This is a genomic window from Dakarella massiliensis (genome assembly GCF_001182045.1).
In the GTDB taxonomy this organism is placed as follows: Bacteria; Pseudomonadota; Gammaproteobacteria; order Burkholderiales; family Burkholderiaceae_F; genus Mesosutterella; species Mesosutterella massiliensis.
Genome location: NZ_CVTY01000006.1, coordinates 321,592 through 345,531 on the forward strand (window position 1 = coordinate 321,592; position 23,940 = coordinate 345,531).

Sequence of the window (23,940 nt, forward strand, 5' to 3'; positions counted from 1 at the left end):
GGGAGATATTGGAGATGGAAACCAGAACTGAAAGGAGAACCGGGGTCGGACTGTCCCGGCGAACGCTGCTCGCGGGTACGGCAGCCGCTGCCGGCGCGTCCGCAATTTCGTGGAAGGTGATCGCGGAGCAGATCGAGACTCTGAAGAAAGAAGGATGGGAAGCGAACCCCGTCGCCTGCAAGGTGTGCGGCGGCGGATGCGGTCTCATCATCATGAAGAAAACGGGCGTGAAGCCGAGTCTCGCGACGGTGCGCGTGTTCCCGAATCCGATGCATCCGCAGCGCGGCATGTGCGGGCGCGCGTCTCAGGCCGCGATGCTCTGGGCAAGCCCCTATCGGCTGAAGAAGCCGCTGAAGCGGGTCGGCGCCCGGGGCGAAGGGAAGTTTAAGGAAGTCTCGTGGGACGAGGCGTTGGACGGCATAGCGAAGCAGCTGAAGCCGATCGTGGAGAAGTATGGCGAGTCGTCCGTCGTCTACACGAGCCACACGCTTTCCGGCATCCAGAAGTGGGCGTCCTTTACGCTCGGGACGATCAATCAGATCGGGCATCAGGCGACCTGCAACACCGCGGGGAACGCCGGCCGGATTCTCGCGTTCGGTAAGAAGTATCAGGGAAAGAACAAGATTGACCCGGATTACGATCACGCGTCCGTGATCATGCTCGTCGGCCGCTCGATCAACTGCCCGATGGGGGTCGCGCACCGGCTCGTGGAAGCGAAGGACCGCGGGGCGAAGGTGATCTTCGTGAACCCCTGGCAGCCGGATCCCGCGCTCGGGACCGCGGACTGGATCCCGGTGGTGCCGGGAACCGACGGCGCTCTCATTTTCTCGATGCTCCAGGTGATGATCCGGAAGAAGCTTTACGACGCCGAGTTCCTCGCTCGGCAGACAAACGCCGCCTATCTCGTGAGTTCCGACGACGGTCACCCGATCACGAAGGCGGAGCTGACCGGCACGGACTCGGACGCCGATAAGGCGCTCTACGCGATGCGGACCAAGGCAGGCACCGTGGTTTTCCGCGGCGTGAAGACCGAGAAGGTGACGGACCCGGCGACGGGGAAGGAAAAGGAAGTTCAGTCCTTCATTGAGAACGCCGGGGATGTGCCGGAGCTTGAGTGGAATGGCGAACTGAAGACGAAGGCTGGAGCCGTGATCCCCGTGAAGACCGTCTTCATGGCGTACGCGGAAGAGGCTGCGAAGTATGAGCCCGCCGCCGCGGCGAAGATCACCGGTATCGCGGCTGACCGCATTGTCCGTCTCGCCCGCCTCATGGCGACGAAGAAGGGCGTCTTTGAAGACAACTGGTACTCAAGCCGGAACGGGAACGACGTCGAGCTCTGCCACCTCCTCTGCGCCGCGAACGCCTTTATCGGAAACGTCGATCAGCAGGGCGGTCTCTGCGTGGAAGAGAGTTCCGGGCTGACGTCTTCTTCAATCAAGTTTGACGCGAAGACGAAGACCTGCACCGCGCCGAATGGGAACACGTGGGAAATCACGAATACGCTCCGCGCGGACCAGGCTTACTTCCCCGCGGCTCCGGGATCGTTCTTCGCGCTTCAGAAAGAATTGGAAGAAGAAAAGCCTTACCCCGTGAAGGCGCTCTTCGTGACGGCGTCAAATCTCCTCCAGCGTGAGGCGAATACCGATCGCATGAGAAAGATGCTGATGAAGTTCGACCTCGTCGTGGTGCAGGACGTGATGCCGCAGGAAACGTGTGACTACGCGGACTACGTTCTCCCCGCCACGATGTTCCTCGAGAAGGGCGGTGTGACGGGAATTGAATTCGCGCGCGAAATGGGCGGCGCGATTCAGCGTAACGCCCCGGGGCTTCCGATTCCGGATGGGAATGAGTCGCGGGACGACCTCTTCCCGCTGCTCGAAGTCATCCGCCGCGCCTGGCCGGACCGTGCCGCCCGGCTCGGGTACACGAAAGAATGCAAGACAAACGCCGAATTCCGGAAGTGGAATAAGACGCTCTCTGAAGGCTACGGGCTCCCGAAACTGATGGCGGATCTCGAAGCGAAGGATCCCGAGAAAGCGAAGGCCGTGAAGGAGTCGCTCGACGCGAACGGGTGGGCCGTCGTGAAACCGAAGGCCTACGGGACGTACCCGTATAAGAAGCCCTTCGACACGCCGACCGGAAAGATGGAGATTTACGCGTTCTGGCCGTACCTCAAAGCGAACCGGAAGGGCGTCCCCGGGCTCCCTGCCTGGGAACCCGTGAAGGCCTACACGCTCCCCTCGAAACCAAACGAGTTCTACATGGTGTCCGGCAAGAACCTCCAGGGGAACTCGGGTCTCGGGATGTTCGGACCGGGGTCGCACGCGAATTCGGAGCGCCGCGCCGTGATGAATCCGGATGACGCCGCCCGGATCGGGGTCCGTGAGAACGCGCTCCTTGAAATCCGCGCGATCGACACGGGGTTCACCGAGAAGTCTCGCGTGCATCTCTCCTATCGCATCAAGCAGGGGTGCCTTCACATGCCGGGGTTCTCAGGCGGCACCCGCTCGAAACTCTTACGCGCCATGAGCCCCGAGACCGCGGACTGGATGGAAGAGGGTGTGAATCCCAACTGGTTCGCGACCGGTTACGCGAGTCCCGTCTTCGGACCGCTCGCGAATAACGGGTCCGTCTCGGTGAAGGTCCTTTCTGACTAGAGGAGCGCGAAAAAATGACTGAAATGAAACCGAAGAAGCAGCTCGCGCATCTCTTTAACGCGACGCGCTGCATTGGATGCACGGCCTGCATGAATGCCTGTGCGCAGACGAATTACGGCGATGTGATGGCATCCGGAAAGCCGATCCACGGCCGCGTAATGCCGGGAAACATTCAGAAGATCGTGATGGACGGGAACCGCCGTCCGTTCCAGATCATGAGCCAGTGCCAGCAGTGCACGGACGCGCCCTGCATCAAGGCGTGCCCATTCGGCGCGAATTACCGGGATCCGGAAACGGGCCAGGTGAAGATCGACCCGAAGCGCTGCATGGGCTGCAACTACTGCATTACGGCGTGCCCGTATGACGCGCGGTGGAGCAATCCGCTGACAGGCCTCCCCGAGAAGTGCATGGGGGAAGGCTGCCAGAAACTCGTGGCGGAGGGGAAAGACCCGGCGTGCGTCGCCGCCTGCCCCACGAACGCCCGTGTGTTCGGCGACATCCTGGATCCGGAAAGCGCGATTTCGCGCGAGATCGCTTCCAGCCGTACCGTGAAGCTCCTTGAAGAAAAAGGCACGCTTCCTAACTTCTTTGTCGAGGTGGCGAAATGACAGACGCAGGATTTCTCTCGCTTACGCCGCAGCTCGCGGCGGCTCACTGGGGATGGACGATCGCGTTCTTCCTCTGGTTCATCGGCCTCTCCGGGATGCTGATGGCGCTTTTCTACTTCGTGCGGGATAAACGGATCGCGCTCGTCTCTTTCGTCGCGTCGATCCTCGGCTGCGTCTTTGTGCTCTCGCACCTCGCGCGGCTCACGAATCTCCCGTTCGCGGCGTTTAACGCGTTGATCAGCGGGAGCCTCAACTTCGGCTCCTGGATGCTGATTGGTATCTGCCTCTTAGGCGTGCAGGCGGTGCTGACGCTTGTCGCGACCGCCGTGCTCTACGGGAAATTTAAGCCCGGCTGGGCCCCGATCTTCACGGAACGGAAGGCGGTTCCGGTGCTGCTCGCCGTGGTCGGTGTCGCGGTCACGGTGTACTCCGGGTTCCTCCTCACGCAGGCGTCCGGCGTCACCTTCTGGCACACGGCGCTGATCCCGATCCTCTGGGTGCTTTCGGGCCTTGGCTGCGCGCTCGCGGTCTGGGAGTTCCTCGGGTTCCGGGATAAGAAGGCGCTTCCGGGCACGGCCCGGACGGCCGGCATCGTGATTGAGGTGTCGGAGCTTCTCGCGCTCTTCGCGCTCCTGCAGGTCAGGGCGAGTTTCTCGACTCCGGGCGCGAAAGCGGGTGCCATGAGCCTGATTTCCGGTGACTGGGCCGCGATGTTCTGGATCGGCGCGGTGGCGGCCGGGATCCTCCTCCCGCTCGCGATCCGGGTGTTCGGGGAAAAAGCGAAGTTCGCGGCTCCGCTCTGCGCGGTTCTCGCGCTCGCCGGTGCTCTCTGCATCCGGGCGTCGGTGCTCTTCGCCGGATACTTTGATCCGCTCGTCTGAGTTCTGCGCGCCTCCGGCGGCTTTTAGGGGACAGGGCCGCCAGAGGACTTTTTTAAAGATTCATTGATTGATTGATTGACTTATCTTTTGCTTGACTTGAAGGGCCCAGGGGCGCGCCGCCCGGGGCCCTCTTTTTTTGGGGCTCACCCATAGGGTCAGAATGATGACATAACGAATAACGATAATGTTTCTCGGCTAATTTCTGGTTATGAAAAGAAAATTTCTGTCAACTGATAACAGCGTTAAATATTGAAAAAAACCGGTTTCCATTTGAAAGAAATAACAGAATTGCAAAAAGTCTCGCCTTCCGGAAATTTCTCCAATACCATATGGCACATAGGTAGTAGGCAGAAACCCCCGATTCCCACAGAATCGATTAAACCGGCCCAACGGCTTAACTCAAAAAAAAGGCGCAGACATGAAGAAAAGCGTTTTCCTGATGATCCTGATCACCGTCCTCGCGTGGGGCGCGACCCTTTGGCTCGATCCCCCGGCCCCGAATATGCGGGGCCTGATGCACGAGGTCTATTACCTGGACGGGCTCCTCGCCTGGGAGGCGTTCGCGGGCGCGATCCTTCTGATGACACAGCCGCGGCTCGTGGCCGGGCTCACCGGGGCGAGCTTCCCCGAGATCGGTTTCTGGCATAAGGCGCTCGGCGTCTCCGCGATCCTCCTCTCCCTCATCCACTGGGGCACCCGCATGATCTTTTCGCCGCTCGTCGAGCCGTTCGCGACGGAACCCGTGCCGCGTATTGTGCGTCACGCGGCGGAAGGCGGCTTCTCCGCGTTCTGGGGCGCGCTGCGACCGTTCGCTGAGACGAGCGGTCTCGTGCTCACGATCGCGGCCTGCGTTCTCGTGATCCTCGCCGTGATTCCGCTCCTGAAGGGCAAATACCTCTGGATGCAGGTTCACCGGCTGCTTGGCATTGTCTTCATCGCTCTCACGATCCACTCGATCCGCCTCATTGAGACGTCGGATCTCCTGATGCCGCTCGGGATCCTCACGATCCTCGTCACGATCGTCGGCGTGATCTGCTCTGTGACCGCGTTCCTCCCGAAGAAATACTGATCAGGCGTTTCTTTAAAAGCCAAAAAAGATCCCGCGGATTGGACAGAATCCGCGGGATCTTTTTTCGCCGGAAGGAAAGACCGGCGTGATTTTGGAAAGCAAAAAAGCTTCTTCAGCGAGGTGAGCTGAAGAGGATAAGAGAAACGGGTCCCAGGGACAGAGGAGACCCGTTTTATGAATCAGAGAGACGCTGACTGAGTATCGCGGACCGAGGAGACCGCGGTTCTCGTGCGGCGATGACGCCAGGGGTGCGTGAAGCGCTGTAGAGTCCGCAGCGGGAACTTCAGTCCGGTTCTTTCCTCAAGAATCGGGAGCATCGCGGTGCAGCGTTTATTGCAGGAATTGAAGATCGCTCTCACTTCCGCGCGGTTATTGCGCAGATAAGCGAGCTGCGGTGTTTCATATCCCTTGAATTCTGTCTCACGGAGATACCGTCTGACAGTATTCCTGGAGATATTGAGGATCTTGCAGATCGTTTTGATTGACGCGTGCTCTTTCTCGTAGAGTTCGTGGATCCGGGCTACTTTATTTTTTTCAGCATCTCGCCTCCTATGGAGGTAATGTTCTTAACACTATGATAGAACAATTTTTTATGTTTTTTGTTACGGGAGGGTAAATTCTCTCGTTATGGGTAGTTTCCTACTCCCCGATTCGGGTGATGCAGGGTTCGTTTCCTGTTCTTTGAAACAGAACCGTCCCCACAGTTCTGTACGGCACTGAAGGCTTATTTTTAACACGGAATACCGGTTTTAAGGGGTTTTGGAGGTTGATAACGTCGGTAGCATGAAGATAACTAGCGGCGATGGTAGTTCTGTAAAAAACAGGAACTATTACCATTTACAAAGAAAAAAGCGAAGAGAAACTGCCTGAAAGTGTTGCGTTTCGAGAGGTGCCTGAGAGCGTCAGGTTTACCGTTTCCTTGCTTTTCTTTGGATCACGGTAAAGCGGCGGCCCGTTTCCCCAAGGTATAGCTGAGGGAACCGGAGAAAGGCGTATTCCGGGGACCCTTGGGAAAAAAAGAGGTCCGGTTCCTCGTGAGAACCGGACCCTGATCAAGAAATCCCCGGCAGGGGAGATCATTCGGGAAAGGCGGCGCGGAAGAGCCGTACTCGGGAGCTCAATTCCATTAGGGCTGATCCGCGCCGCGGGCAAAAGAGAAAGCGGTTACGCCTCGTCCATCACCGCCTGACCGCAGATGCGGCCGTTCACGAGGCAGTCAAGCACCGCGCAGGAGCCAAGGCGCACCGCGCCATGGACGCCGCCGGTCGATTCGCCCGCTGCGTAAAGCCCCGGGATCGGCTTATCGTTCGTGCAGTCGAGCGCCCGGCCCTTCATATCGGTGAGGATGCCGCCCATGCAGTGGTGGACCTTCGGCGAGAGCTTCGAGCAGTACCAGGGACCGTTCACCATCGGCTTGCAGTCTTTGTTGATATAGCGGTTCAGCGGATCCTTACCGGCTTTGAGACCGGCGTTGTATTCATCAACCGTCTTCTGAAGCGCGGCTTCCGGAATATGGAATTTCTCGGCCATCGCTTTCAAGGTCGGGAATTCGTACACCACGCCGCGCTCCAGCTGCTTCGCGAGGATGTTGTGGTGGATCTGCTGTATCATCTCGATCCCTTCCTTATTCGCGACCGCGATGCAGAGCTGACCCTTGTTCGCTGCGTTGATCACGGCGTCCGCCCGGACCTTGCGGTTCGCGAGCTCATCAACGAAGCGCTTCCCGGTCGCGCAATTGACCCAAATCCCGAACATCGCGGCGGCGCTCTGCGCGAAATAGAGCGCGATTCCCATGCCTTTTACATCCGGGCTGTTCCAGGGACCGCACTGAATCCAATCGGCCTGAATGATCTGGCAGCCAATACGGTTTGCCTCGCGCCAGCCTTCGCTTGTCGCGCCCGGCTGATTTGTGGTCTGGAACTTATCGGTGAGTTTCGGATCCTGGTGCATGCGGTAGGCGACGTCAGCACCGAAACCGCCGTAGCAGAGGATCACGCCTTTCTTCGCGCGGATGTACTTCACGCGGCCCGAGGTGTTGTCGCGGAACTTGTAGCCCTCGCGGACTTTCAGACCCTTCACGCGGCCATCGGTATCGCGGATGATTGTTTCCATGAAGACCCGGGTGCGGAGCGGGATCCCGAGCTCTTTGCACTTCGCGATCTGCTTCGTCACGATCGCGGAGCCGGAGCCGTTTCCGGTAATCGCGCAGCGGGGAACCGAGTGACCGCCTTCCTGCACGAGGTGATCCATGTTCCATTCGACGCCGAGCTCATCCCGCGTCCACTGCCAGGTGGGGAGCGCCTGGTTCACGAGCGTGCGGACTTTGTTGGGATCGTTCAGCCCCTGGCCCTCACGCAGCATGTCTTCAGCGAGGAGTTCCGGCGTGTCCTTGATCCCATTCTTCTTCTGCATCGGGGATCCGGGAACCGCCATAATGCCGCCGTTGATGATGGAGTTGTCGCCAAGCGTCCGCATCTTTTCGAGAACGACGACGTTCGCGCCTTTCTTTTTCGCTTCAAGCGCCGCCGCGAGCCCGGCAAAACCCGAGCCGACGATCAGCACATCCATCTCTTCATCCCACTTTGCGGGCATCGGGTCGTAGGGCTTCGCCTCCGCAGCCGGTGCCAGCATCGCGCCAAGCCCCATCGCCGTCCCGGTTCCCAGGAACGCTCTTCTCGAAAGATCCGCCATATCCATCTCCTCTCAATACTTCAGTATCTGGGGCGCGCGGACTTCTCTCCAAATCGCGCGCCGTTAGAAAAAAGTGTACGAAGCGGGCAACGGCGGAGGTACAGCGATTCTGCTTGAAGAGATTGTGATTTTCACAATCTCTGAAGCCAAAACCTCGTAAGAAAGGATTAGAAAAAAGGAGGAGAGAGGGAATTGAGTGAGACGAGCGAATGCCCCAAGACCTAGAGAATCTCGGTTTCTCCGCCGAATTTGAGGAACATCGGCTTCCACCTTGCGACATTGTCGATCGTTTCACGTTCCACAATCCAGCGGCAGAACTGCATCAGTCGCTCATTATCCTGAAGGCGCGCGGTCATCACGAACGTCATCTCCCAGGGGAGCCGGTGCCAGCCGTTCAGCACGGGAACGAGGTCGCCCCGGAGGATTTCCTGCCGGCAGAGGTCGAACGACAGATCCATCGCGATCCCGGCGTCCGCCATCAGAGCGGCCTTGCAGGAGAGGGCGTCCCCCGTAAACACCACGTGCTTCGTGATGAGAGGCGCTTTCTCGTTTCCGCGGGAAAGGAAGTAGGAGGCCGGATAGTTGCGCCCGGTCCGGAGAATGAGATTGTGGTTCGTGAGGTCCTCAGGCTTCTCCGGTGTTCCGTGGCGCTTCAGGTACGCCGGCGTCGCGAGCGGGAAGTTGAGTCCTTTACCGACGGACCACATGACGAGCCCCTTGGACGGCGGCCGGTAGGGAAGGAGCGCGATATCGACGCGCCCCGAAAGCACATCCTCGTGATCACACTCACTCATCAGATCGAATTCGAGGAGCGGATCGATCTTCTTATAGTCATTCAGCTGCTCAATGAGGTTTGAGCGTCCGACGTTCAGCGGATAACAGAGCTTGTAGCGGACCGCGTTTCCGGAGAGTGACCGAGCGATTTCGTTCACCTGGCTGAAGTACGCGAGGAGCTGCTCCGCGTGGTGGACGAGTGACTGGCCGCGCTCGGTGAGCGCCATCGGGCGTGAGTGCCGGTCGAAGAACGGGAATCCGAGATCGGTTTCGAGTGACGAGAGGAGACGGGACGCCGCCGACATATCGAGGTTCTGCTCGATCGCAGTTTCCTTGATGCTTCCCGTGCGGGCAACGGAAACGAACACGCGCCACGCTTCGAGGTAGTCCTTCGTCTGCATGAATGATTCCCTGGAAATCCGCTCTGAACCGGAAAAGTATACTGAACCGATTTCGGTTTCAGGGTACGGTAAACGTTATACCGGAAGCAGGATCGACTGCGGCTCGGAACCGGAAAACGCTATCAGTTTTTATATAGATCCTGATAGTTTCTGATAGATACGCATAGCTTCTATCAGATCCTATGCATGAAAAACCGGTCTCGTCCATCAGGAGTGAGACCGGTCTGGAAGGGGTCGGGGCGTTCCTTATTCGATTTCGTCCACGCGGAGATCCTCGCCCTTCACGTGCTCCTTGTAGCGCCACCAGTTGTATTGCCTGACGACCTCGTCCATGTTTTCTTCGGACTGATCGATCTGCTCATCGATACGTTTTTTATCGTTTTCGGCCGCCGTGATGAATTTTTTCGATTTGCTCACGTATTGGATGACCTTCTTCCGGTATTCCGCGTTGTCGCTCGCGCTCTCCGCGTTCCATGGTTCACGGGGCTGCTCAATATCGAGAGCCTTTTCGGCGGACGGATAATTATCAAAAACGGTTTCTTCGAAGTTGCTGGGGCCCGGCACCCAGGCAAAGGAGGGAGAGGCGGTTCCGAAGAGCAGCATGGCGGCTGCCGCGAGAGTGAGGACTTTCATGATGAGCTCCTTCTCATTGATTGGATAAAGTTATTCTAGAAAATATCTATCTTTTTCAGGGCTCAAAGTCACTCATTGATGGAATTATTAACGTAACTTAATAGTTGTAAGCGGAAATCCATAGAAATCGTCAATAATTCCACGGGTCTTATAGAGGAAATTAATTTCTGAGAGCCTTGCTTTACGAGGGATTTTTGCCACGCGGTCTCAGACTTTCTTTTTTCTGTTCTCTTATTGTTTGCTACTATTCACGTTCGTTTCTTTCTTATAGACGCAGGCGCTTGAAATGCAGATGTTCTTCGTTGTTGTTCTCGCGATTCTTACCGTGATCTCGTGGTACGGCTTTATCCGCTGCATGGTGAATCCGAACTGGCTGAGGCAGAAGGGCGAGGAGGCGCACGGCCGCCGCTACTACGCGATCAAGCTCCTGCCGCTCGCGCTCATCGCGACCGCGGTCTTAATCTCTGAAGCGCTGACGATCTGGCACTGATAGATCCTGATAGCAGCTGATAGAAACTTAATAATTTCTATTAGCCTTTCAGACTTCGAGGTAAACGAGAACCCCGTTTTGGAATAACCAAAGCGGGGTTTAATCGTTATTTTCGGTTCGATCAGCAGTGCCGGTACTTGAAGAGTGTGAGACCGAACTTAATGGCGAACCAAATCCCGGAGCCGGTCTTCGGCAGCCCCTGCCAGAAAAGCGCGGGGGTGTATTCCGGGCACCAGACTTTCGCCATCAGTTTCCGGTCCGCCGGAGCGACGCGGTGCTTAAGGATTCCGTAAAAGTGACGCGTTTCAAAGGCACAGTGGTCAATCAGAGCGTCTGCCACATCGGGGTGTTCCGGGCGGAGCTTCGCTGCCATCCGAACAAGAGACCGGATGATATGCATGTAGGAATATCCGTGGCGCTTGCCGACACGGGGTTTCTTAGAGTTACTGACTGAAGCGGACCACACGCGATAGGCGACAAAGATATCGCGCGAAAACACCATGAGGGGATTTTCGACCGCGAGATCGGCGGTCCAGAACACATCCTGATGGAAGATGTTCCGGGGCGGGAAACGCAGTTTCCGTTCATTTACCCAGGAGCGACGCGCAAACTGAATCCAGCAGTAGTGCACCCAGTGATGGCGGCGGATGGAATCTTTCATCCACTCAAAGGCCGGCATCGTCGTTCCGGTTTCAGGAAGCTCAGGAATCCTCGGAGTCATGCCGTCAGGCGTCTTCGGAGCCGGTGCGCCATCTCGGTGATCGGTGAACTCTACATAGTTCCCAAAGATCCAGTCGACTTTCGGATTCTCACCAAGCTTCAGAACCTTCTCAAGCGTTCCCGGCATCAGGATGTCGTCGCCATCGAGGAACCCGATCCAGGTGCCGCGCGCTGCCTCAATGCCATTATTGCGGGCAGGACCGCAGCCGCGGTTTTCCTGATGAATGACGCGGAAACGGGGGTCTGAAGCCGCGTAGGATTTCGCCACTTCAAGTGTGTTATCCCGGCTTCCGTCATCCACGATGATGAACTCAAACCGGGGATCGTCCTTTGCGCTCTGAGACGCCAGGGAATCCAGCGTCTCAGGGAGTTTCTCCGCGACGTTATAAGCCGGGATGATGACGGAAATGAGAGTGGAAGTGGGTTTCTGGGTTTCGCTCGACGACATCAGTTGTTTCCGAAGAGGTCACGGGTGAAGACTTTGCTTTCGACGTCAGCAAGATCCGGGCTGTTGCGATTCGTGATGATGAGATCGCAGTGTTCTTTAAATGCCGCGAGGTCATGTTCCACCGGGGTGTCGAGGAAAGTGTCCGCCTCAAGCGTCGGTTCGTAGATCTCAAGCGCGATGCCCTTCTCGGTAAGACGCCGCATGATGCCCTGGATCGAAGACGCGCGGAAGTTGTCGGAACAGGACTTCATGATGAGACGGTATACGCCAACGCGCTTCGGATTCTTCTTCGCGATCTCTTCCGCGATGAAGTCCTTGCGGATACGGTTCGAGTCCACAATCGCCTTGATCAGCGTCTGGGGAACATCAGAATAGTTCGCGAGCAGCTGCTTCGTGTCTTTCGGGAGGCAGTAGCCGCCATAACCAAAAGAGGGATTCCGGTAATGCGTACCGATGCGGGGGTCGAGACCGACACCTTCGATAATCTCTTTGGAGTCCAGGCCCTTGCTCATCGCGTAGGTGTCGAGCTCATTAAAGAACGCGACTCGCATCGCGAGGTAGGTGTTCGAGAAAAGCTTGATCGCCTCGGCTTCGGTGGAATTCGTGAAGAGCACCGGCACGTCCTTATCCTCAGCCCCTTCAACGAGGAGTTTCGCGAAGACGTGAGCCTTTTCGCCGTGGTCACCGATCACGATGCGAGAGGGGTGAAGGTTGTCGTAGAGGGCGTGGCCTTCACGGAGGAACTCCGGAATGAAGATCACGTTTTCAATTCCAAGGCGCTTTTTCAGCGCCGCAGTGTAGCCCACCGGAATCGTTGACTTGATGATGATCGTGGTACCCGGATTGATCGCGAGGATGTCATCAATCACGGATTCAACTGACTTTGTATTGAAGAAGTTCGTTTTCGGATCGTAATCGGTCGGCGTAGCCACAACGACAAAATCAGCGCCTTCATACGCTTCTTTCTTATCTGTAGTCGCTCGGAGATGAAGCGGTTTGGAAGCCAGGAATTCCTCGATCTCGCGGTCCACAATAGGGCTCTTATGGGCGTTGATCAGGTCGACCTTATGCGGCACGATGTCAAGCGCGACCACATCATGATGCTGCGCGAGAAGCACCGCGTTCGATAAACCGACATAACCAATACCGACTACTGCGATTTTCATCTTTTCCTGCCTTTACCTATTAGCCGACATCTGCCTTGATTCTGCAGCCTGGGCGTTTCCTCTGTCTGAAATGAAAAAGTCCGGCCGAAATTGCTTTGAAAAGCGGTACCGGGGACAGTGCCAGCGCAGAGGAACTGACTTTGAAGTGCCAAAAAACCGAATCAATCGATTGTAGTGCCAAAATGCCCGCCGTTCCTCAAAAGCGGCGTGTTTCGGTGTGCCGGATTCCGTTTCATTTTTATTCCGCCGGGTAGTGATCATGCGCATAGCTGAGGAGGAGTGACCGAAGCCATTGATTCAGCGGATCCCGCTCATCACGCGCGGCCCAGAAGAGCCGCGACGTAAAGACTGAGCGGTTTTCGCCCGTGAGCGGAATCACGGTGAAGAGACCGGTGCCTTCCCATTCGGCCGCGAGCGGCGACGGGATCCACTCCACGGCGTCCGTCCGCTTCACGACAAAGGGGGGAACATTGAAGTAGTTGCAGGCGATCACCGGAGCCCCCATCGCCATCACATCGAGCCACGGGCGGTTGTAGCCGCCCTGACGGGTCGATGGAATGAACTGCGGGAAGCGGGCGATTTCTTCCAGCGTCACGCGCCCTTCCGCCTGATAGATCGCCTCGAGCGGATGCCCCTGCCGCACCATGAGGCGGTACTCCACTTTCCCGAGCGGCTGCGACACCACGTCACTCTGATTCAGAAGCCCCGGGTTGATGCAGAGATCGGCTTTCCCGAGCCGCAGCTCATTCAGGGCGAACTCGCGGCTCTCAAGAAAATCCACATTGATCCGGAGCCCCGGGGACTCGGTCTGCAGCCTCGGAACCACGGGAAGCACGAACGCGAGGTACCCCATGTCGTACGTGAGGATCCGGATATCGCGTTTCGCGGTCGCGGGGTCAAACACCGCGGGTTTCCGGAGCGCGTCCACGGCGTCGATGATCGATTCAAGCTTCGGGAGGAGCTCCTTCATGGCGGAGGTCGGCGCGAGCCCTTTATCGGTCCGGAGGAAGAGGGGGTCGCCCGCGGCGTCCTTCAGCACCGAAAGCTGGTGACTAGCAGCGGAAAGCGAAAGTCCGAGCCCCTTCGCCGCTTCTGTGAGTGATTTCTTACGGCAAACCGCTACCAGAAGCCGCATCGATGGGATGCTTTCCAACGCTTTTTCTGCGGAATTTTTAGCCATGCCTGTGATTCATAGGGAAAATCAGTGTTGAGATTATAGCGAAGAGGCAGTTGAAGAAAACCGCAACAGAGAAAGAGAAATTCTCCATATGGAAAATAACCCGCCACGGGTAATATTTTCCCTGTCAGGGTTCAGATGTTTGATTCCGCAAGGAAAAAAATGTTGGAACTTCGTGGCATTAACTCTCTGAAATGAATTGAGTCTGAGGGCTGACGTCTAACAGGTGGTTTCGTCAGCCCCTTTTTTTGTCCGCGTTCCGCGGAACCGGATTCATCCCGCCTTCCTCTGATCCTTAAAAAAACAGCAGGCATAAAAAAGATCTCCCTCATTTCTGAAGGAGATCCATGTGTTCGCCCTGAACCCGATGCCGGAGAAGTCACGCTCCGGCCGGCCGCCTCTTTTAGTCCTTGAACGTCACGACGCGGTCAACAAGTTCGCGCACCGTGTGCAGCTGATTCAGCTTATCGTCCGACTCGTAGCCGAGAGCGACACCGACCACAATGTCGTCCGTCTCCGGAATGTCGAGATAACGGCGGAGCACTTCGGGGTGCTTCACGAGGTTATACGCGGCGATGGAGCCTAGGCCCTTATTGAAGGCGGTGAGCTGCATCGTCTGGGTGAAACCGCCGAGGTCGAGCACCGCCCAGCGGGAAGCGCCCTTCGGCATCGTGATGAAAGCCACAGCCGGCGCGTTGAAGAGCATGTCTTCGACGCCCGCCATCGTCTGGCCGACGCCTTCAGCGGCGATCAGGTTGTGGAACCCGGCCATATGCTCCTGAGCGAGCTTCGACCACTCTTCGCGGTGCGGCATGCCGTAGTCTGCCATCCCCTGGTCGCCCTTCTCGGCGAGCGCCATGTATTCAGCGCGGATGTTCTTCAGCGTCTTCTCGGTCGCCATGTAAACGTGCCACTCCTGAGCATTCACCCAGGACGGCGCGCGGCCGGCGTCCTCAACAATCTTCCGCAGAATGTCGCGGGTCACAGGCTTCTCGGAAAAAACGCGGACGGAGTGACGTGAACGCAGAACCAGATCGAAATCCATATATGTTTCTCCTCTACCCGGAAAGCCCGATTACTACAATAATTACGCTCCTTATAGAGCGAAAACTATATGTGTGTTTGAAAAAAAAGAGCAGATGGAGCCGATTCTGCGGTTTTGGCTCCATCTGCCGCCTGAAAAAAACACTTCTGAGCAGAGAGTGGTATGTGAGTACCGGTGTCTTATTCCTTCTCAGTCTTCAGGCAAAAGGGGGACGGTAAGCGACCCTTCTGGCATCAGGATGACGGACGGATGCTCCCCCACAATCGGGCGGACGAGAGCAAGCGCTTCCTCGATCGACGTCACGCAGCCCGCGAACATAAGTTCTTTGGCTAGCTTCGGGTCGAGGGCGGAAACGAGGAAGTAGGGCGCTTTCTGCATATTCCGCGTGACCGCGGACGCCTTATTCGCGCCCATCACGAAGTGTTCCTTCAGCTCCTTCACGATCGCCTCGTAGCTCCCAAGCCGGCGGCACGTGTCCTCAAACTTCTGATTCCCGCTCCCCTCGCGGCACTCGGCGACGAGAATCACGGCTCCGCCCTTCTTCACCGCGATCCTCGCGTTATCCATCGTTTTCTGCATCTGATACGCGTTGATGTCCTTCGGATACCCGCCGCAGCTCACGATCACGAGATCAGCTTCCCGCGGGATCGGGACGCCGTAGACTTCGCGCACGAATTTGCACGCCTCGAGATGCGCTTTCACCCAGTGTCCGGCGTACATCCGGAGGAATTCGTGCTTCGCGTTAAGCACCGCGTTGAAGAGGAAGAGGTCGCGGTCCTTCGCGAAGCGCTCCACGCCCTCCACCTGGTCCTCGTAGCAGGGGTTGCCTGTGGTGATCCCGAGCCCCACACGGTCATCCATCATCCACTGGTGATTCATGCGGATCGTTTCCATCGCGGCGCAGCCCGGGAGAATCGCTTTCCGGCCGCCCCCGAACCCCGCGAAGTAGTGGAAGACGATCGTTCCCGTGAGAATCACGTGGTCGACGTTGCAGAGGAGCTTATTAATGAGCACCGGTGTACCGCGCGATGTCTGCCCGAAGTACTCGAAATTCTGGTCCGCGTAGCAGTCGGAATTAAACATCGGGACACGGGACGCGACCTCTTCCCCCACGGCTTCAGCCATTTCTTCGCGGGTCATCTTCCGGTGGGCTCCGAGCGAAAAGACGATCTTCATGTGGTCATCCGGGACCCCGAGGCGGTTAAGCTCATCCAGGAACACCGGCATGAAGTCAAACGAATTCGCGACGCGGGTGAGGTCGTTACAGATAAAGCAGACGGTGTCGCCCGGCTTCACGCGTTCGTCGAGCGGTCCGATCCCGATCGGGTTCCGGATCGCCTCAAGGATCTTCGCTTTCACTTCTTCCTTCGGGATCGGGGTGAATGACTTCGTCCGGACTTCCGCGATCACTTCGTCCTCTGGCAGCGTCACGGTTTTCACGGTGTCGCCATACGGGAGCTCATACGTCTTCAGCGTCATTTTTCCATTCCTATCAATAGAGACCGATTACCTTCCACCAGGCGATGCCGACCGCGAGCATCACGACCACATCCATCGTGATCACGGCGAAATTGAGGGCATAGAACCTGGGGCGCTCGAAGTACCCCTGACCGAAGTAAAGCGGGCCAGGGCCGGAACCGTATTCCGTGAGACCCCACATCGGGTTTGAGAAGATGCAGAACGCGATCGCGACGAGCCCCACCGGCGCGCCGCAGGCAATGGCGACCGCGGCGAACGGCACATACATGGCGATCACGTGAGCGGCGACCGTCGCGAAGAGGTAATGCGTGTAGACATAGATCACGAGGAGGAGCAGGAACGCCGCGATCCAGGCGGAACCCGCGAGCTGCGCCGAGACCACACCCGTGAACCACTTGATGAAGCCGAGTTTCGAGAGACCGGTCGCGAGTGAAATGAAGACACCGAACCACACCACCGTGTCCCAGGCGGCTTTTTCAGCGAGAGCGTCCTTCCATTCAAGGGCCATAGTCACCATCAGGTACGCGACCAGGGCGATACCGATCGCGTTCGCGTTGAAGCCCGTGATGATCGCGGTGCCCCAGCCAAGGAGCGCGAGGATGAAGCCCACCGCGACCTTCTTTTCCTGCGTGGAGAGCGGCCCTAGCTCCGCGAGCATCTCTTTCCCATGCACCTTCACTTCCGGCGTGTGATTCATCGTCGGGCGGATGAGGAGCTTCGTGAACCAGGGGAGGATGAGGAACGCGGCGACGCAGGGCGCGAAGGCGGCAAGCGTCCACCCGCCCCAGGTGAGCTGATCCCGAGCTGATCCTTCGCGAGCTGCACGGCAAGGAGGTTCGCTGCCATACCGGTCATGAAGAGACCGCCCGTGATCGGCGTGACCTGGAAGCAGGTCATCATGAGGTAGTCACCGATCTTCTTGCCGGATTCCCCCGGCTCCGACCCCATCACACGGCAGATGGAACGCGCGACCGGCATGATGATGCCGCCGCCTCGGGCGGTGACAGACGGCATCGCGGACGCCATGATGAGGTCAGCGAGCCCAAGCGAATAGGCGATGCCGGTAGAGCTGCCGCCGAACTTCGAGAGCATGAAGTACGCGATCCGCTTTCCGAGACCGGACTTCACGAAGCCAAGCGACAGAATGTGGGCCGAGAAAATGAGCCACACGGTGCCGGAAGAGAACCCCGCGAGGTCTTCTTTGAGGGTCAGCGTCCCGGTGAAGTAGGCGACCGTGAGCGCGATAAACATGATCGCGCCGGTTGGGAGCGGCGCGGTGAGGATACTCACAATCGTCGCCGCGAAAATCGCGAACATGTGCATCCCTTTGGCGCTCAGGCCATCAGGCAGCGGACAGAACCAGAGAATGAGGAGCACCGCGAGCGGAATCGCCGCTCGCCACCACTCTGTTTTAGAGGGCTGAGGCCGGGGTGCTTCATTACTTTTTGTATCAGACATGGTAGGCATCCGATCAGAAAATCCGCCCAAACCGCGAATTTAGGGACGCCTGCCCCTGGCCTGGTCCGATATCAAGGAAACGGACCCGGGCGGAGAGGGAAGCCAGGGGAGGCGCGGGGGGGTGCCGCCAGCCGGGCCCGAAACCGCCGGAACCCGACTCGCGGCCTTTCATGGATTACCGGTACTCAGGCGAATACATGTAGTCCGTCACGTACTGATCGAGGTCAGCCGGGATATCGGTTCTCGCGCAGCGTCCGGTCTTCTGGGCGTTCCGGATCACGTTCACCGCGATGTCGTGGCTGATCTTCCTCATGAAGGAAGAGGGCGGGAAGAGCGACCCCTGAGCGAGGTCCGCGTCTGTCACGCAGTCCGCGACCGTGTGGCTCGCGAGGAGCAGGACTTCAGGCGGAATCCCGGTGCAGCCGGAGAGAATCGCGCCAAGCCCGATCCCCGGGAAGATGAAGTAGTTGTTCCCCTGCCGCGGGACAAAGGTCTTCCCGTTATAGGTGACGGGCTCAAACGGAGACCCTGAGCAGAAGAGCGCCCGGCCGTCAGTCCACTCGTAGGCCTGTTCCGCGGAGCATTCGGAGTGGGAGTTCGGGTTCGAGAGCGCGAAGATGATCGGGCGATCGTTCATCGCGGCCATCTTCCGGACAATCGACTCGGTGAACGCGCCGCCGCAGGTGGAGAGACCGACAATCGCGGTGGGCTTCACGAGGTCAACATAGGCTTCGAACGTGAGGCTCGGATCCACGTCCTTCGCAAACGGCTTCATGTAGTCCGCGATATCGCCGCGGCGCGTTGAAATCGGACCGTTGATGTCGAAAAGCCAGATCTTCGAACGGGCTTCCTCTTCCGTGAGCCCCTCTTCGTTCATCGCCTCAACGAGGAGCCGCGAGGAACCCGTGCCGGATTCACCGGCCCCGAGGAACATGATCCGTTCGTCTGACACCTTCGTCCCCTTCGCGCGGCAGGCGGAGAAGAAGCCGGCGATAACCGCGCCCGCGGGCCCCTGGATGTCGTCCGAGAAGCAGGCGTAGCGGTTACGGTAGCGGTCAAGGAGCCGGAACGCGTTCTGGTTCGCGAAGTCCTCGAACTGAATCGCGCAGTTCGGCCACTTCGCCTTCACGGCCTGGAAGAACTCTTCAATAAATTCGTCGTATTCCTTTCCGCGGACACGCTCATGACGGTGGCCGAGGTAGAGCGGGTCCTTCAGATAACGCTCGCGGTTCGTGCCGACATCAAGCGTGATCCCGAGGCACTTCGCGGGGTCCACACCCGCGCAGACCGTGTAGAACACGAGCTTCCCGACCGGAATCCCGTGACCGTTGATGCCGAGGCCACCGAGACCGAGGATGCGTTCACCGTCTGTCACGACGATCATGTCCACTTCTTTCTGCGGTGCGTTATCGAGAATCTCCGCGAGATGCCCCTTATCCTCGATCGAGAGGAACATGCCGCGGGGGAAGCGGAGGAGATGGCTGTACTGCTTGCAGAAGTCACCGACGGTCGGCGTGTAGACCACGGGGAGCAATTCATCCACGTTATCCATCAGCATGCGGAAGAAGAGAGTCTCATTCGCCGCGCGGAGCGCGTCAAGGAAGATGCTCTTCTGAAGCGGCGTGGAGAAGCTGTGATAGATCTCCATCATCGCTTCTTCCTGCATGCCGATCGAGGCCGGCATCGGGGGGGAGGAGTCCCGTGAGTCCGAGCGCCTTCCGCTCTTCCGCCGTATAAGCCGTTCCTTTGCTGAGTGCCCCGTTCTGAAGCAGGGCATTGCCTTTCAGAGTTTCCGTCATCTTTATTTCCCGTCCTTCAAGATTGAGAGTTGGGGAATCGGGCCGGAAGCCCGATGAATCCAGGCCCCGGCGCTTTTCTCCGTTACTGGACAATATATGTAGTCCGAAAGAATTAGTGAATGACAGAGCGGCAAACTTTACTTGCTGTTTTAACAAGCTAGAATGAGAGCGTCAGACGTAACGCCGGGAAGGTCCGAGAGATGAGGAAAACCGATAATTTTGAAGCCTGGTCGCTGCTCGCCGCCTGCCGGAAGACCGGAGGGCTCGCGAAAGCCGCGGCCGCGGAGTCACTCGATCTTTCGGTCGCGAGCCGCCTCATCGCGGGGCTTGAGACCGAGCTCGGGGTCGGGATTCTGGACCGCCGCGTGCGGCCCGCGGTGCTCACCGAAACCGGGACGCGGCTCGCCGTCTTCGCGCAGAAGATGGTGAAGGCAAGGCGTGACGCGCTGGAACTCGCAAGTGAAGTCCACTCGCTGGAAGCCCGGGAAGGCGAAAAGCGGACGCTGCGGCTCAGTCTCCCGATGAATCTGAACCGCGTGACCCTCATCAGCCAGATCATGACGTACGAAGACCGGCACCCGGACGTCCGGGTTGAGATTTCGGCGGACTCCGGGCTCCCCGCGCTGATCGCGGGGAAGACCGATGTGTCGCTCGGGAGCTACTACCGGCCGGATCCGAGACTCTTCGCGCTCCCCGCCGGCATCTGCTACTCCTTCATCATGGCGACCAAAAAGTACGAGCGGAAGTACGGGCTTCCGGAAACGATTGAGGATCTGAAGCGACACACGATCCTCCTTCGCTACACGCAGAACCTCGGGTACTCGAATAAGCTCGAGAACGGGACCGAGACCTACTACATCGACCGGGGGCACCGGGTGCAGCACGGGGACGCCGCGGCGTGCCGCGAGATGCTGCTCGCGGGCGAAGGCCTCGCGATTGACCTTACGCCCGGGTTCGTGTCGGATTACCTCGCGAGCGGCTTTGTCTTTCCGGTGCTGAAAGGGTGGCACCGTGAGCCCTGCCACTATCACGTCTACTGCCGGGCGGGATCTCAGGACGATAAGGTGCTCCGCGAACTCATGGCGTACGTGGAGCGAGGGGTCTTCGCGACCTTCGCGAACCAGTGGCAGTTCTGGTACGGGAAGCTCTGGATTCCGATGCCCGAAGGTTTCGTACCCCAAGCAAAATCGTAAAAAGCCGCGTTATTTTCTTTTAACGCGTGTATCCTTTCGGTCAATTCAGAGAGAAACGCTCGGAATTACGCGTTTTCTCACGTTTCACACCACAACCCGAAAGGAACCAAAGAACATGAGCGATAACGGAAGCTGGGAACTTTCTGCAGATGAACTCTCTCTCGCGGCGAACCGGCCTCTTATCACGGAGCTTGCCGGTCTGGGTGTTGTCCGCGCGAGCGGCAAGGACGCCGTGGATCTTCTCGATAAGCTTTTCTGCGTCCGTGTGACGGGTCTCGGCGACGCGATGAAACTCGCGGGCTGGGCCGAAGTGAAGGGGCGGCTGCTCGCGACCCCGCGTATCGTGATGGAGAACGAGGAGTCCGTGCTTCTCGTGGTGCCGCGCGAAACGCTGCCGGAGTTTGTGAAACGGATCAGCATCTATATCTTCCGCTCCAAGGTGAAGTTTGAGGACGTGTCGGACACGGTGAAGGTCGCGGGCGTGATGGGGGCAAACGACGATCTCAAAGCCGCTCTCGCCCCCGCCGGGCTTGATGTCCCGCCCTGCCTCTGGACCACCGCCCGCGCGAACGGCGCGATCGCGGGCCGCGTGATTCCGACAGAAGAGCCGGTCCCTGGGTTTGAAACCCCGGCTGAACGTCTCCTCGTTCTCGGGTCCGCCGATCAGATCGCGGCGCTCGCCGGCACCCGCGTTCCCGAAGCCTTCTGGTGGCTCGCTGAGATCTCCGCTGGTGTCCCAACGGTGTTCACGAGCTCCATGTCGAAATTTGTCCCGCAGGCGATCAATTACGACACGCTCGGCGGCGTGACCTACAACAAGGGCTGCTACCCGGGACAGGAAGTGATCTCGCGCGTCCATAACAACATGGCGAAGTTCGGGAAGACGATGGTCTTCGCGAAGACTGAGGGTGATGTCCCGGCCGCGGGCTCTGACTTCACGTTTGAGGAGAAACTTGGAATTGTCGTCGAGTCCGTGAAGGCGGCCGGCACCACGTACTTCCTCTTCCAGACGACGAAGTAAGCGGCTTAAAGTTTCATTGATTGATTGACGAAAGCGGAGTTCCTTCAGCAGGAACTCCGCTTTCTATTTTGGGAGAAGAAAATCGGTCTTCAGCCGATCGGCACTCCCATCGCGGTCGCGACGATGATGAGGATGACGACCGCGATCATCGCGTACTTGATCCATCGGGTGTCCGCCGCGCCGTTTGCCGTGAAGTCCGGCATCACCATCGCGCCCCGCGCGTCGTAGTACTCCGTCGCCCCGTCATAAAACTCCACCGCGACCTGTGTCTTGCTGAAGGCGCGAAGCCGCCCCTTCTTCGTGAAGAGGAGGCGGTCCGACGCATCAGGATCCGACCCCTCCCGCCCGTACACCAGGACTTCGCCCGATTTTTCTTCGCAGCGCGTGATGATGAGAGTCGTGGTGTCTGGCATAGCGATCCTGAATTCAGAAGAAATGAGGAGAAAGGGCAGGCGGAAGCCGCCCTGATAACCGGTTAGTTTACTGATGATAGACGTATTACCGAGGAAACCTCAGTTTCCCGGGTTACTCCGGGATTCGGCGCATGTCGCCGCGGTTATGATTGCTTCCTATGCAGACCCTTCCTGCAGAACACTAAAAAAGCGAGAAAGAGAATGGCAGTCACAATTCGTAAGTCTGTTGAGAGCGATCTTCCCGCTCTCCTCGACATCTATAACCACGAGGTGGAGCACGGCGTCGCGACGTTTGACCTGAAGCCGCTGACGCTTGAAGAGCGGGCGGTGTGGTTTTACGAGCATAACAAGGAGAATCATCCGCTGATCACGGCGGAACTCGACGGGAAGCCTGTCGGCTACGCGTCACTCTCCTCCTTCTCCTCAAAAGCCGCGTACCACAGCACGGTGGAACTTTCGATCTATGTGGCCCCCGACTGCCGCGGTCACCACATCGGGACGCTTCTCATGGAAGCGATCCTGAATCTCGCGAAAGAGGATCCCGAGACGCATCTCGTCGTGTCCCTGATCACGGGTGTCAACGAGCCGAGCATCGCGCTTCATAAGAAATACGGGTTCAAGTACGTCGGGACGATCCACGAGTCCGGAAAGAAATTCGGGAAGTGGCTTGACGTGCAGTACTGGGAGCTTCAGGTCTGAAGCCTGAAGGGTGAGAGTCCTGGCCCTCTAAGCGCCGTTCCGATATCGGAGCGGCGTTGTTTTTAAGCACTTCTTGAAGGCGGAAATGAAGTAGCTCGCGCTCGCGAACCCGCATTCCGTCGCGATGTCCTCAACCGACAGTCCGGTTTCGCGGAGGAGTTTCGACGCCTGCGTGATGCGGTAGAGCCGGATATAGGAGAAGATCGTGTCGTGGGTGACGCGCTTAAAAAGCCGGCAGCATTCGCCCGGGCTGTAGTGAACCGCCTCCGCGATCGAGTCGATCGTGATCTCTTCCTTATAGTGCGCCTGAACGTACGTCATGATCGCGCGGGCGACAGCGTCATTCCTCGCCCGGCTGACGACCGTCTTCTTCGCGGCGTCGGGCCGGAAATTCTGAAGGAGCGAGAGCCAGATCTGCATCAGACACTCGGCGACCTGGTACTCGTAGCCAAAGAGCTTCGACTCCGCGAGATCCGCGATCGTCTGAAGCCGCGTGAGAATCTCATCCTGCCAGGGGACGGAAGGCCTGAACGCCATCTCGGCAAACGCCGGATTCCCGACATAGGGGTCGATATAGCGCTTTTCGAAAATGGAGCCGGGGAAGAGTGAGAGAAGCGCCGGAAGGAAGTCGATGCAGTAGTAAGTGCTGTCCGGGTCTTCCACCGGGGCGATCATGTGAAGCATGCCGCTATTGATGAAACAGCCTTCGCCTGCTTTCAGTTCGAGCTTCTTATCGGAGAGACAGACATACACCGCGCCGCTCTTCACAAGACAGAGCTGCATCTCAGAGTGCCAGTGCCAGTCCGCCCGATGACTCGCGTTCCGGGAGAGTTTGGACTCATAGAGCGCGAAAGGAAACTCATCGGATCCGTGAGGAGTTTTGTCCTCCTGGTCAGGACCGATCGGAAAGTTAGGTATCTGCATGCGTCGCGGTAAAGTTCCGAATGCGAAAGAAAATAATAACCGTTTAGCCTAAAAGCCATAGCGGCAGTCGAAAGAATACCAGAATAGAAGAAACCGCCTGAGGCTTAGGGCGCTTCGGTGTCTTACCTTGGAGGTACGAGAAAGCCGGCGTGCGGGGATATCTCTGATTTTATGTATTAATTTCTGTTCGGAAT

At 58.1% G+C, this 23,940-nt stretch carries 20 protein-coding genes and 2 pseudogenes; 8 read left to right on the forward strand and 14 right to left on the reverse strand.

What is annotated here, in order from left to right:
- The first annotated feature begins 14 nt into the window (after positions 1 to 14).
- The 4 genes from BN1936_RS05315 to BN1936_RS05330 all read left to right on the forward strand — a co-directional run bounded on the left by BN1936_RS05315 (position 15) and on the right by BN1936_RS05330 (position 5,215).
- A complete protein-coding gene (locus tag BN1936_RS05315; protein WP_049686825.1) occupies positions 15 to 2,657 on the forward strand; it encodes a molybdopterin-containing oxidoreductase family protein in 2,643 nt (880 codons plus the stop codon).
- A gap of 14 nt (positions 2,658 to 2,671) precedes the next feature.
- The gene (locus BN1936_RS05320) at positions 2,672 to 3,265 is read left to right on the forward strand and encodes a 4Fe-4S dicluster domain-containing protein (protein ID WP_022444041.1); all 594 of its coding nucleotides are present in this window, start codon (positions 2,672 to 2,674) and stop codon (positions 3,263 to 3,265) included.
- Positions 3,262 to 4,146 (forward strand): NrfD/PsrC family molybdoenzyme membrane anchor subunit, encoded by an 885-nt coding sequence (nrfD, locus tag BN1936_RS05325; protein ID WP_049686826.1) that lies wholly within the window; start codon positions 3,262 to 3,264, stop codon positions 4,144 to 4,146. The genes BN1936_RS05320 and nrfD overlap by 4 nt, the downstream gene beginning before the upstream one ends.
- Positions 4,147 to 4,564: 418 nt before the next feature.
- The gene (locus tag BN1936_RS05330) at positions 4,565 to 5,215 is read left to right on the forward strand and encodes a ferric reductase-like transmembrane domain-containing protein (protein ID WP_022444038.1); all 651 of its coding nucleotides are present in this window, start codon (positions 4,565 to 4,567) and stop codon (positions 5,213 to 5,215) included.
- 179 nt (positions 5,216 to 5,394) lie between these two features.
- On the opposite strand, the gene BN1936_RS11705 is transcribed toward BN1936_RS05330, so the two are convergent.
- The 5 genes and pseudogenes from BN1936_RS11705 to BN1936_RS05345 form a co-directional block, all read right to left on the reverse strand.
- Positions 5,395 to 5,574, reverse strand: coding sequence for a hypothetical protein (locus BN1936_RS11705; protein WP_232422065.1), 180 nt, complete (start codon positions 5,572 to 5,574; stop codon positions 5,395 to 5,397).
- Between the two features lie 57 nt (positions 5,575 to 5,631).
- A pseudogene (locus tag BN1936_RS11910) lies at positions 5,632 to 5,754 on the reverse strand (helix-turn-helix domain-containing protein); the annotation flags it as partial.
- Between the two features lie 625 nt (positions 5,755 to 6,379).
- Positions 6,380 to 7,906: a flavocytochrome c gene (locus BN1936_RS05335; protein ID WP_049686827.1), complete on the reverse strand. Its 1,527-nt coding sequence runs from the start codon at positions 7,904 to 7,906 to the stop codon at positions 6,380 to 6,382.
- A gap of 221 nt (positions 7,907 to 8,127) precedes the next feature.
- Complete coding sequence (locus BN1936_RS05340) at positions 8,128 to 9,081, reverse strand: LysR family transcriptional regulator (protein ID WP_049686828.1); 954 nt, start codon at positions 9,079 to 9,081, stop codon at positions 8,128 to 8,130.
- Positions 9,082 to 9,327: 246 nt separating this feature from the next.
- The gene (locus BN1936_RS05345; protein ID WP_022444383.1) at positions 9,328 to 9,714 is read right to left on the reverse strand and encodes a hypothetical protein; all 387 of its coding nucleotides are present in this window, start codon (positions 9,712 to 9,714) and stop codon (positions 9,328 to 9,330) included.
- A gap of 286 nt (positions 9,715 to 10,000) precedes the next feature.
- Between BN1936_RS05345 and BN1936_RS05350 the strand changes: the two genes are divergently transcribed.
- Positions 10,001 to 10,204 (forward strand): hypothetical protein, encoded by a 204-nt coding sequence (locus BN1936_RS05350; RefSeq protein WP_022444382.1) that lies wholly within the window; start codon positions 10,001 to 10,003, stop codon positions 10,202 to 10,204.
- Positions 10,205 to 10,325: 121 nt separating this feature from the next.
- Here BN1936_RS05350 and BN1936_RS05355 read toward each other — a convergent pair whose 3' ends face one another.
- The 7 genes and pseudogenes from BN1936_RS05355 to maeA form a co-directional block, all read right to left on the reverse strand.
- A complete protein-coding gene (locus BN1936_RS05355) occupies positions 10,326 to 11,372 on the reverse strand; it encodes a glycosyltransferase family 2 protein (protein ID WP_022444381.1) in 1,047 nt (348 codons plus the stop codon).
- Positions 11,372 to 12,538, reverse strand: a complete 1,167-nt coding sequence (locus tag BN1936_RS05360; RefSeq protein WP_022444380.1) for a nucleotide sugar dehydrogenase — start codon at positions 12,536 to 12,538, stop codon at positions 11,372 to 11,374. Before BN1936_RS05360 ends, BN1936_RS05355 begins: the two co-directional genes overlap by 1 nt.
- Positions 12,539 to 12,776: 238 nt before the next feature.
- Positions 12,777 to 13,718 carry a LysR family transcriptional regulator gene (locus BN1936_RS05365; RefSeq protein WP_082164480.1) on the reverse strand — a complete coding sequence of 314 codons (942 nt, stop codon included), beginning with the start codon at positions 13,716 to 13,718 and terminating at the stop codon, positions 12,777 to 12,779.
- 400 nt (positions 13,719 to 14,118) lie between these two features.
- Positions 14,119 to 14,760 (reverse strand): nitroreductase, encoded by a 642-nt coding sequence (locus BN1936_RS05370; protein WP_022444378.1) that lies wholly within the window; start codon positions 14,758 to 14,760, stop codon positions 14,119 to 14,121.
- A 189-nt stretch (positions 14,761 to 14,949) separates the two neighbouring features.
- Positions 14,950 to 16,239 carry a nickel-dependent lactate racemase family protein gene (locus BN1936_RS05375; protein WP_022444377.1) on the reverse strand — a complete coding sequence of 430 codons (1,290 nt, stop codon included), beginning with the start codon at positions 16,237 to 16,239 and terminating at the stop codon, positions 14,950 to 14,952.
- Positions 16,240 to 16,252: 13 nt separating this feature from the next.
- Positions 16,253 to 17,706: pseudogene (locus BN1936_RS11915) on the reverse strand (DASS family sodium-coupled anion symporter).
- Between the two features lie 166 nt (positions 17,707 to 17,872).
- Complete coding sequence (maeA, locus tag BN1936_RS05385; protein ID WP_232422066.1) at positions 17,873 to 19,381, reverse strand: NAD-dependent malic enzyme; 1,509 nt, start codon at positions 19,379 to 19,381, stop codon at positions 17,873 to 17,875.
- A gap of 315 nt (positions 19,382 to 19,696) precedes the next feature.
- On the opposite strand from maeA, the gene BN1936_RS05390 reads away from it, so the two are divergent.
- On the forward strand, positions 19,697 to 20,689 hold the full coding sequence (locus BN1936_RS05390; protein ID WP_049686831.1) for a LysR family transcriptional regulator: 993 nt from the start codon (positions 19,697 to 19,699) through the stop codon (positions 20,687 to 20,689).
- 115 nt (positions 20,690 to 20,804) lie between these two features.
- On the forward strand, positions 20,805 to 21,710 hold the full coding sequence (gene ygfZ, locus BN1936_RS05395; protein WP_022444372.1) for a CAF17-like 4Fe-4S cluster assembly/insertion protein YgfZ: 906 nt from the start codon (positions 20,805 to 20,807) through the stop codon (positions 21,708 to 21,710).
- Between the two features lie 89 nt (positions 21,711 to 21,799).
- Here ygfZ and BN1936_RS05400 read toward each other — a convergent pair whose 3' ends face one another.
- Positions 21,800 to 22,123 carry a hypothetical protein gene (locus BN1936_RS05400; RefSeq protein ID WP_022444371.1) on the reverse strand — a complete coding sequence of 108 codons (324 nt, stop codon included), beginning with the start codon at positions 22,121 to 22,123 and terminating at the stop codon, positions 21,800 to 21,802.
- Between the two features lie 201 nt (positions 22,124 to 22,324).
- On the opposite strand from BN1936_RS05400, the gene BN1936_RS05405 reads away from it, so the two are divergent.
- A complete protein-coding gene (locus BN1936_RS05405) occupies positions 22,325 to 22,822 on the forward strand; it encodes a GNAT family N-acetyltransferase (RefSeq protein WP_022444370.1) in 498 nt (165 codons plus the stop codon).
- Positions 22,823 to 22,849: 27 nt separating this feature from the next.
- Here the strand turns inward: BN1936_RS05405 and BN1936_RS05410 are convergent, their stop codons facing one another.
- Positions 22,850 to 23,746, reverse strand: a complete 897-nt coding sequence (locus BN1936_RS05410; protein WP_022444369.1) for a helix-turn-helix domain-containing protein — start codon at positions 23,744 to 23,746, stop codon at positions 22,850 to 22,852.
- Positions 23,747 to 23,940: the final 194 nt, after the last annotated feature.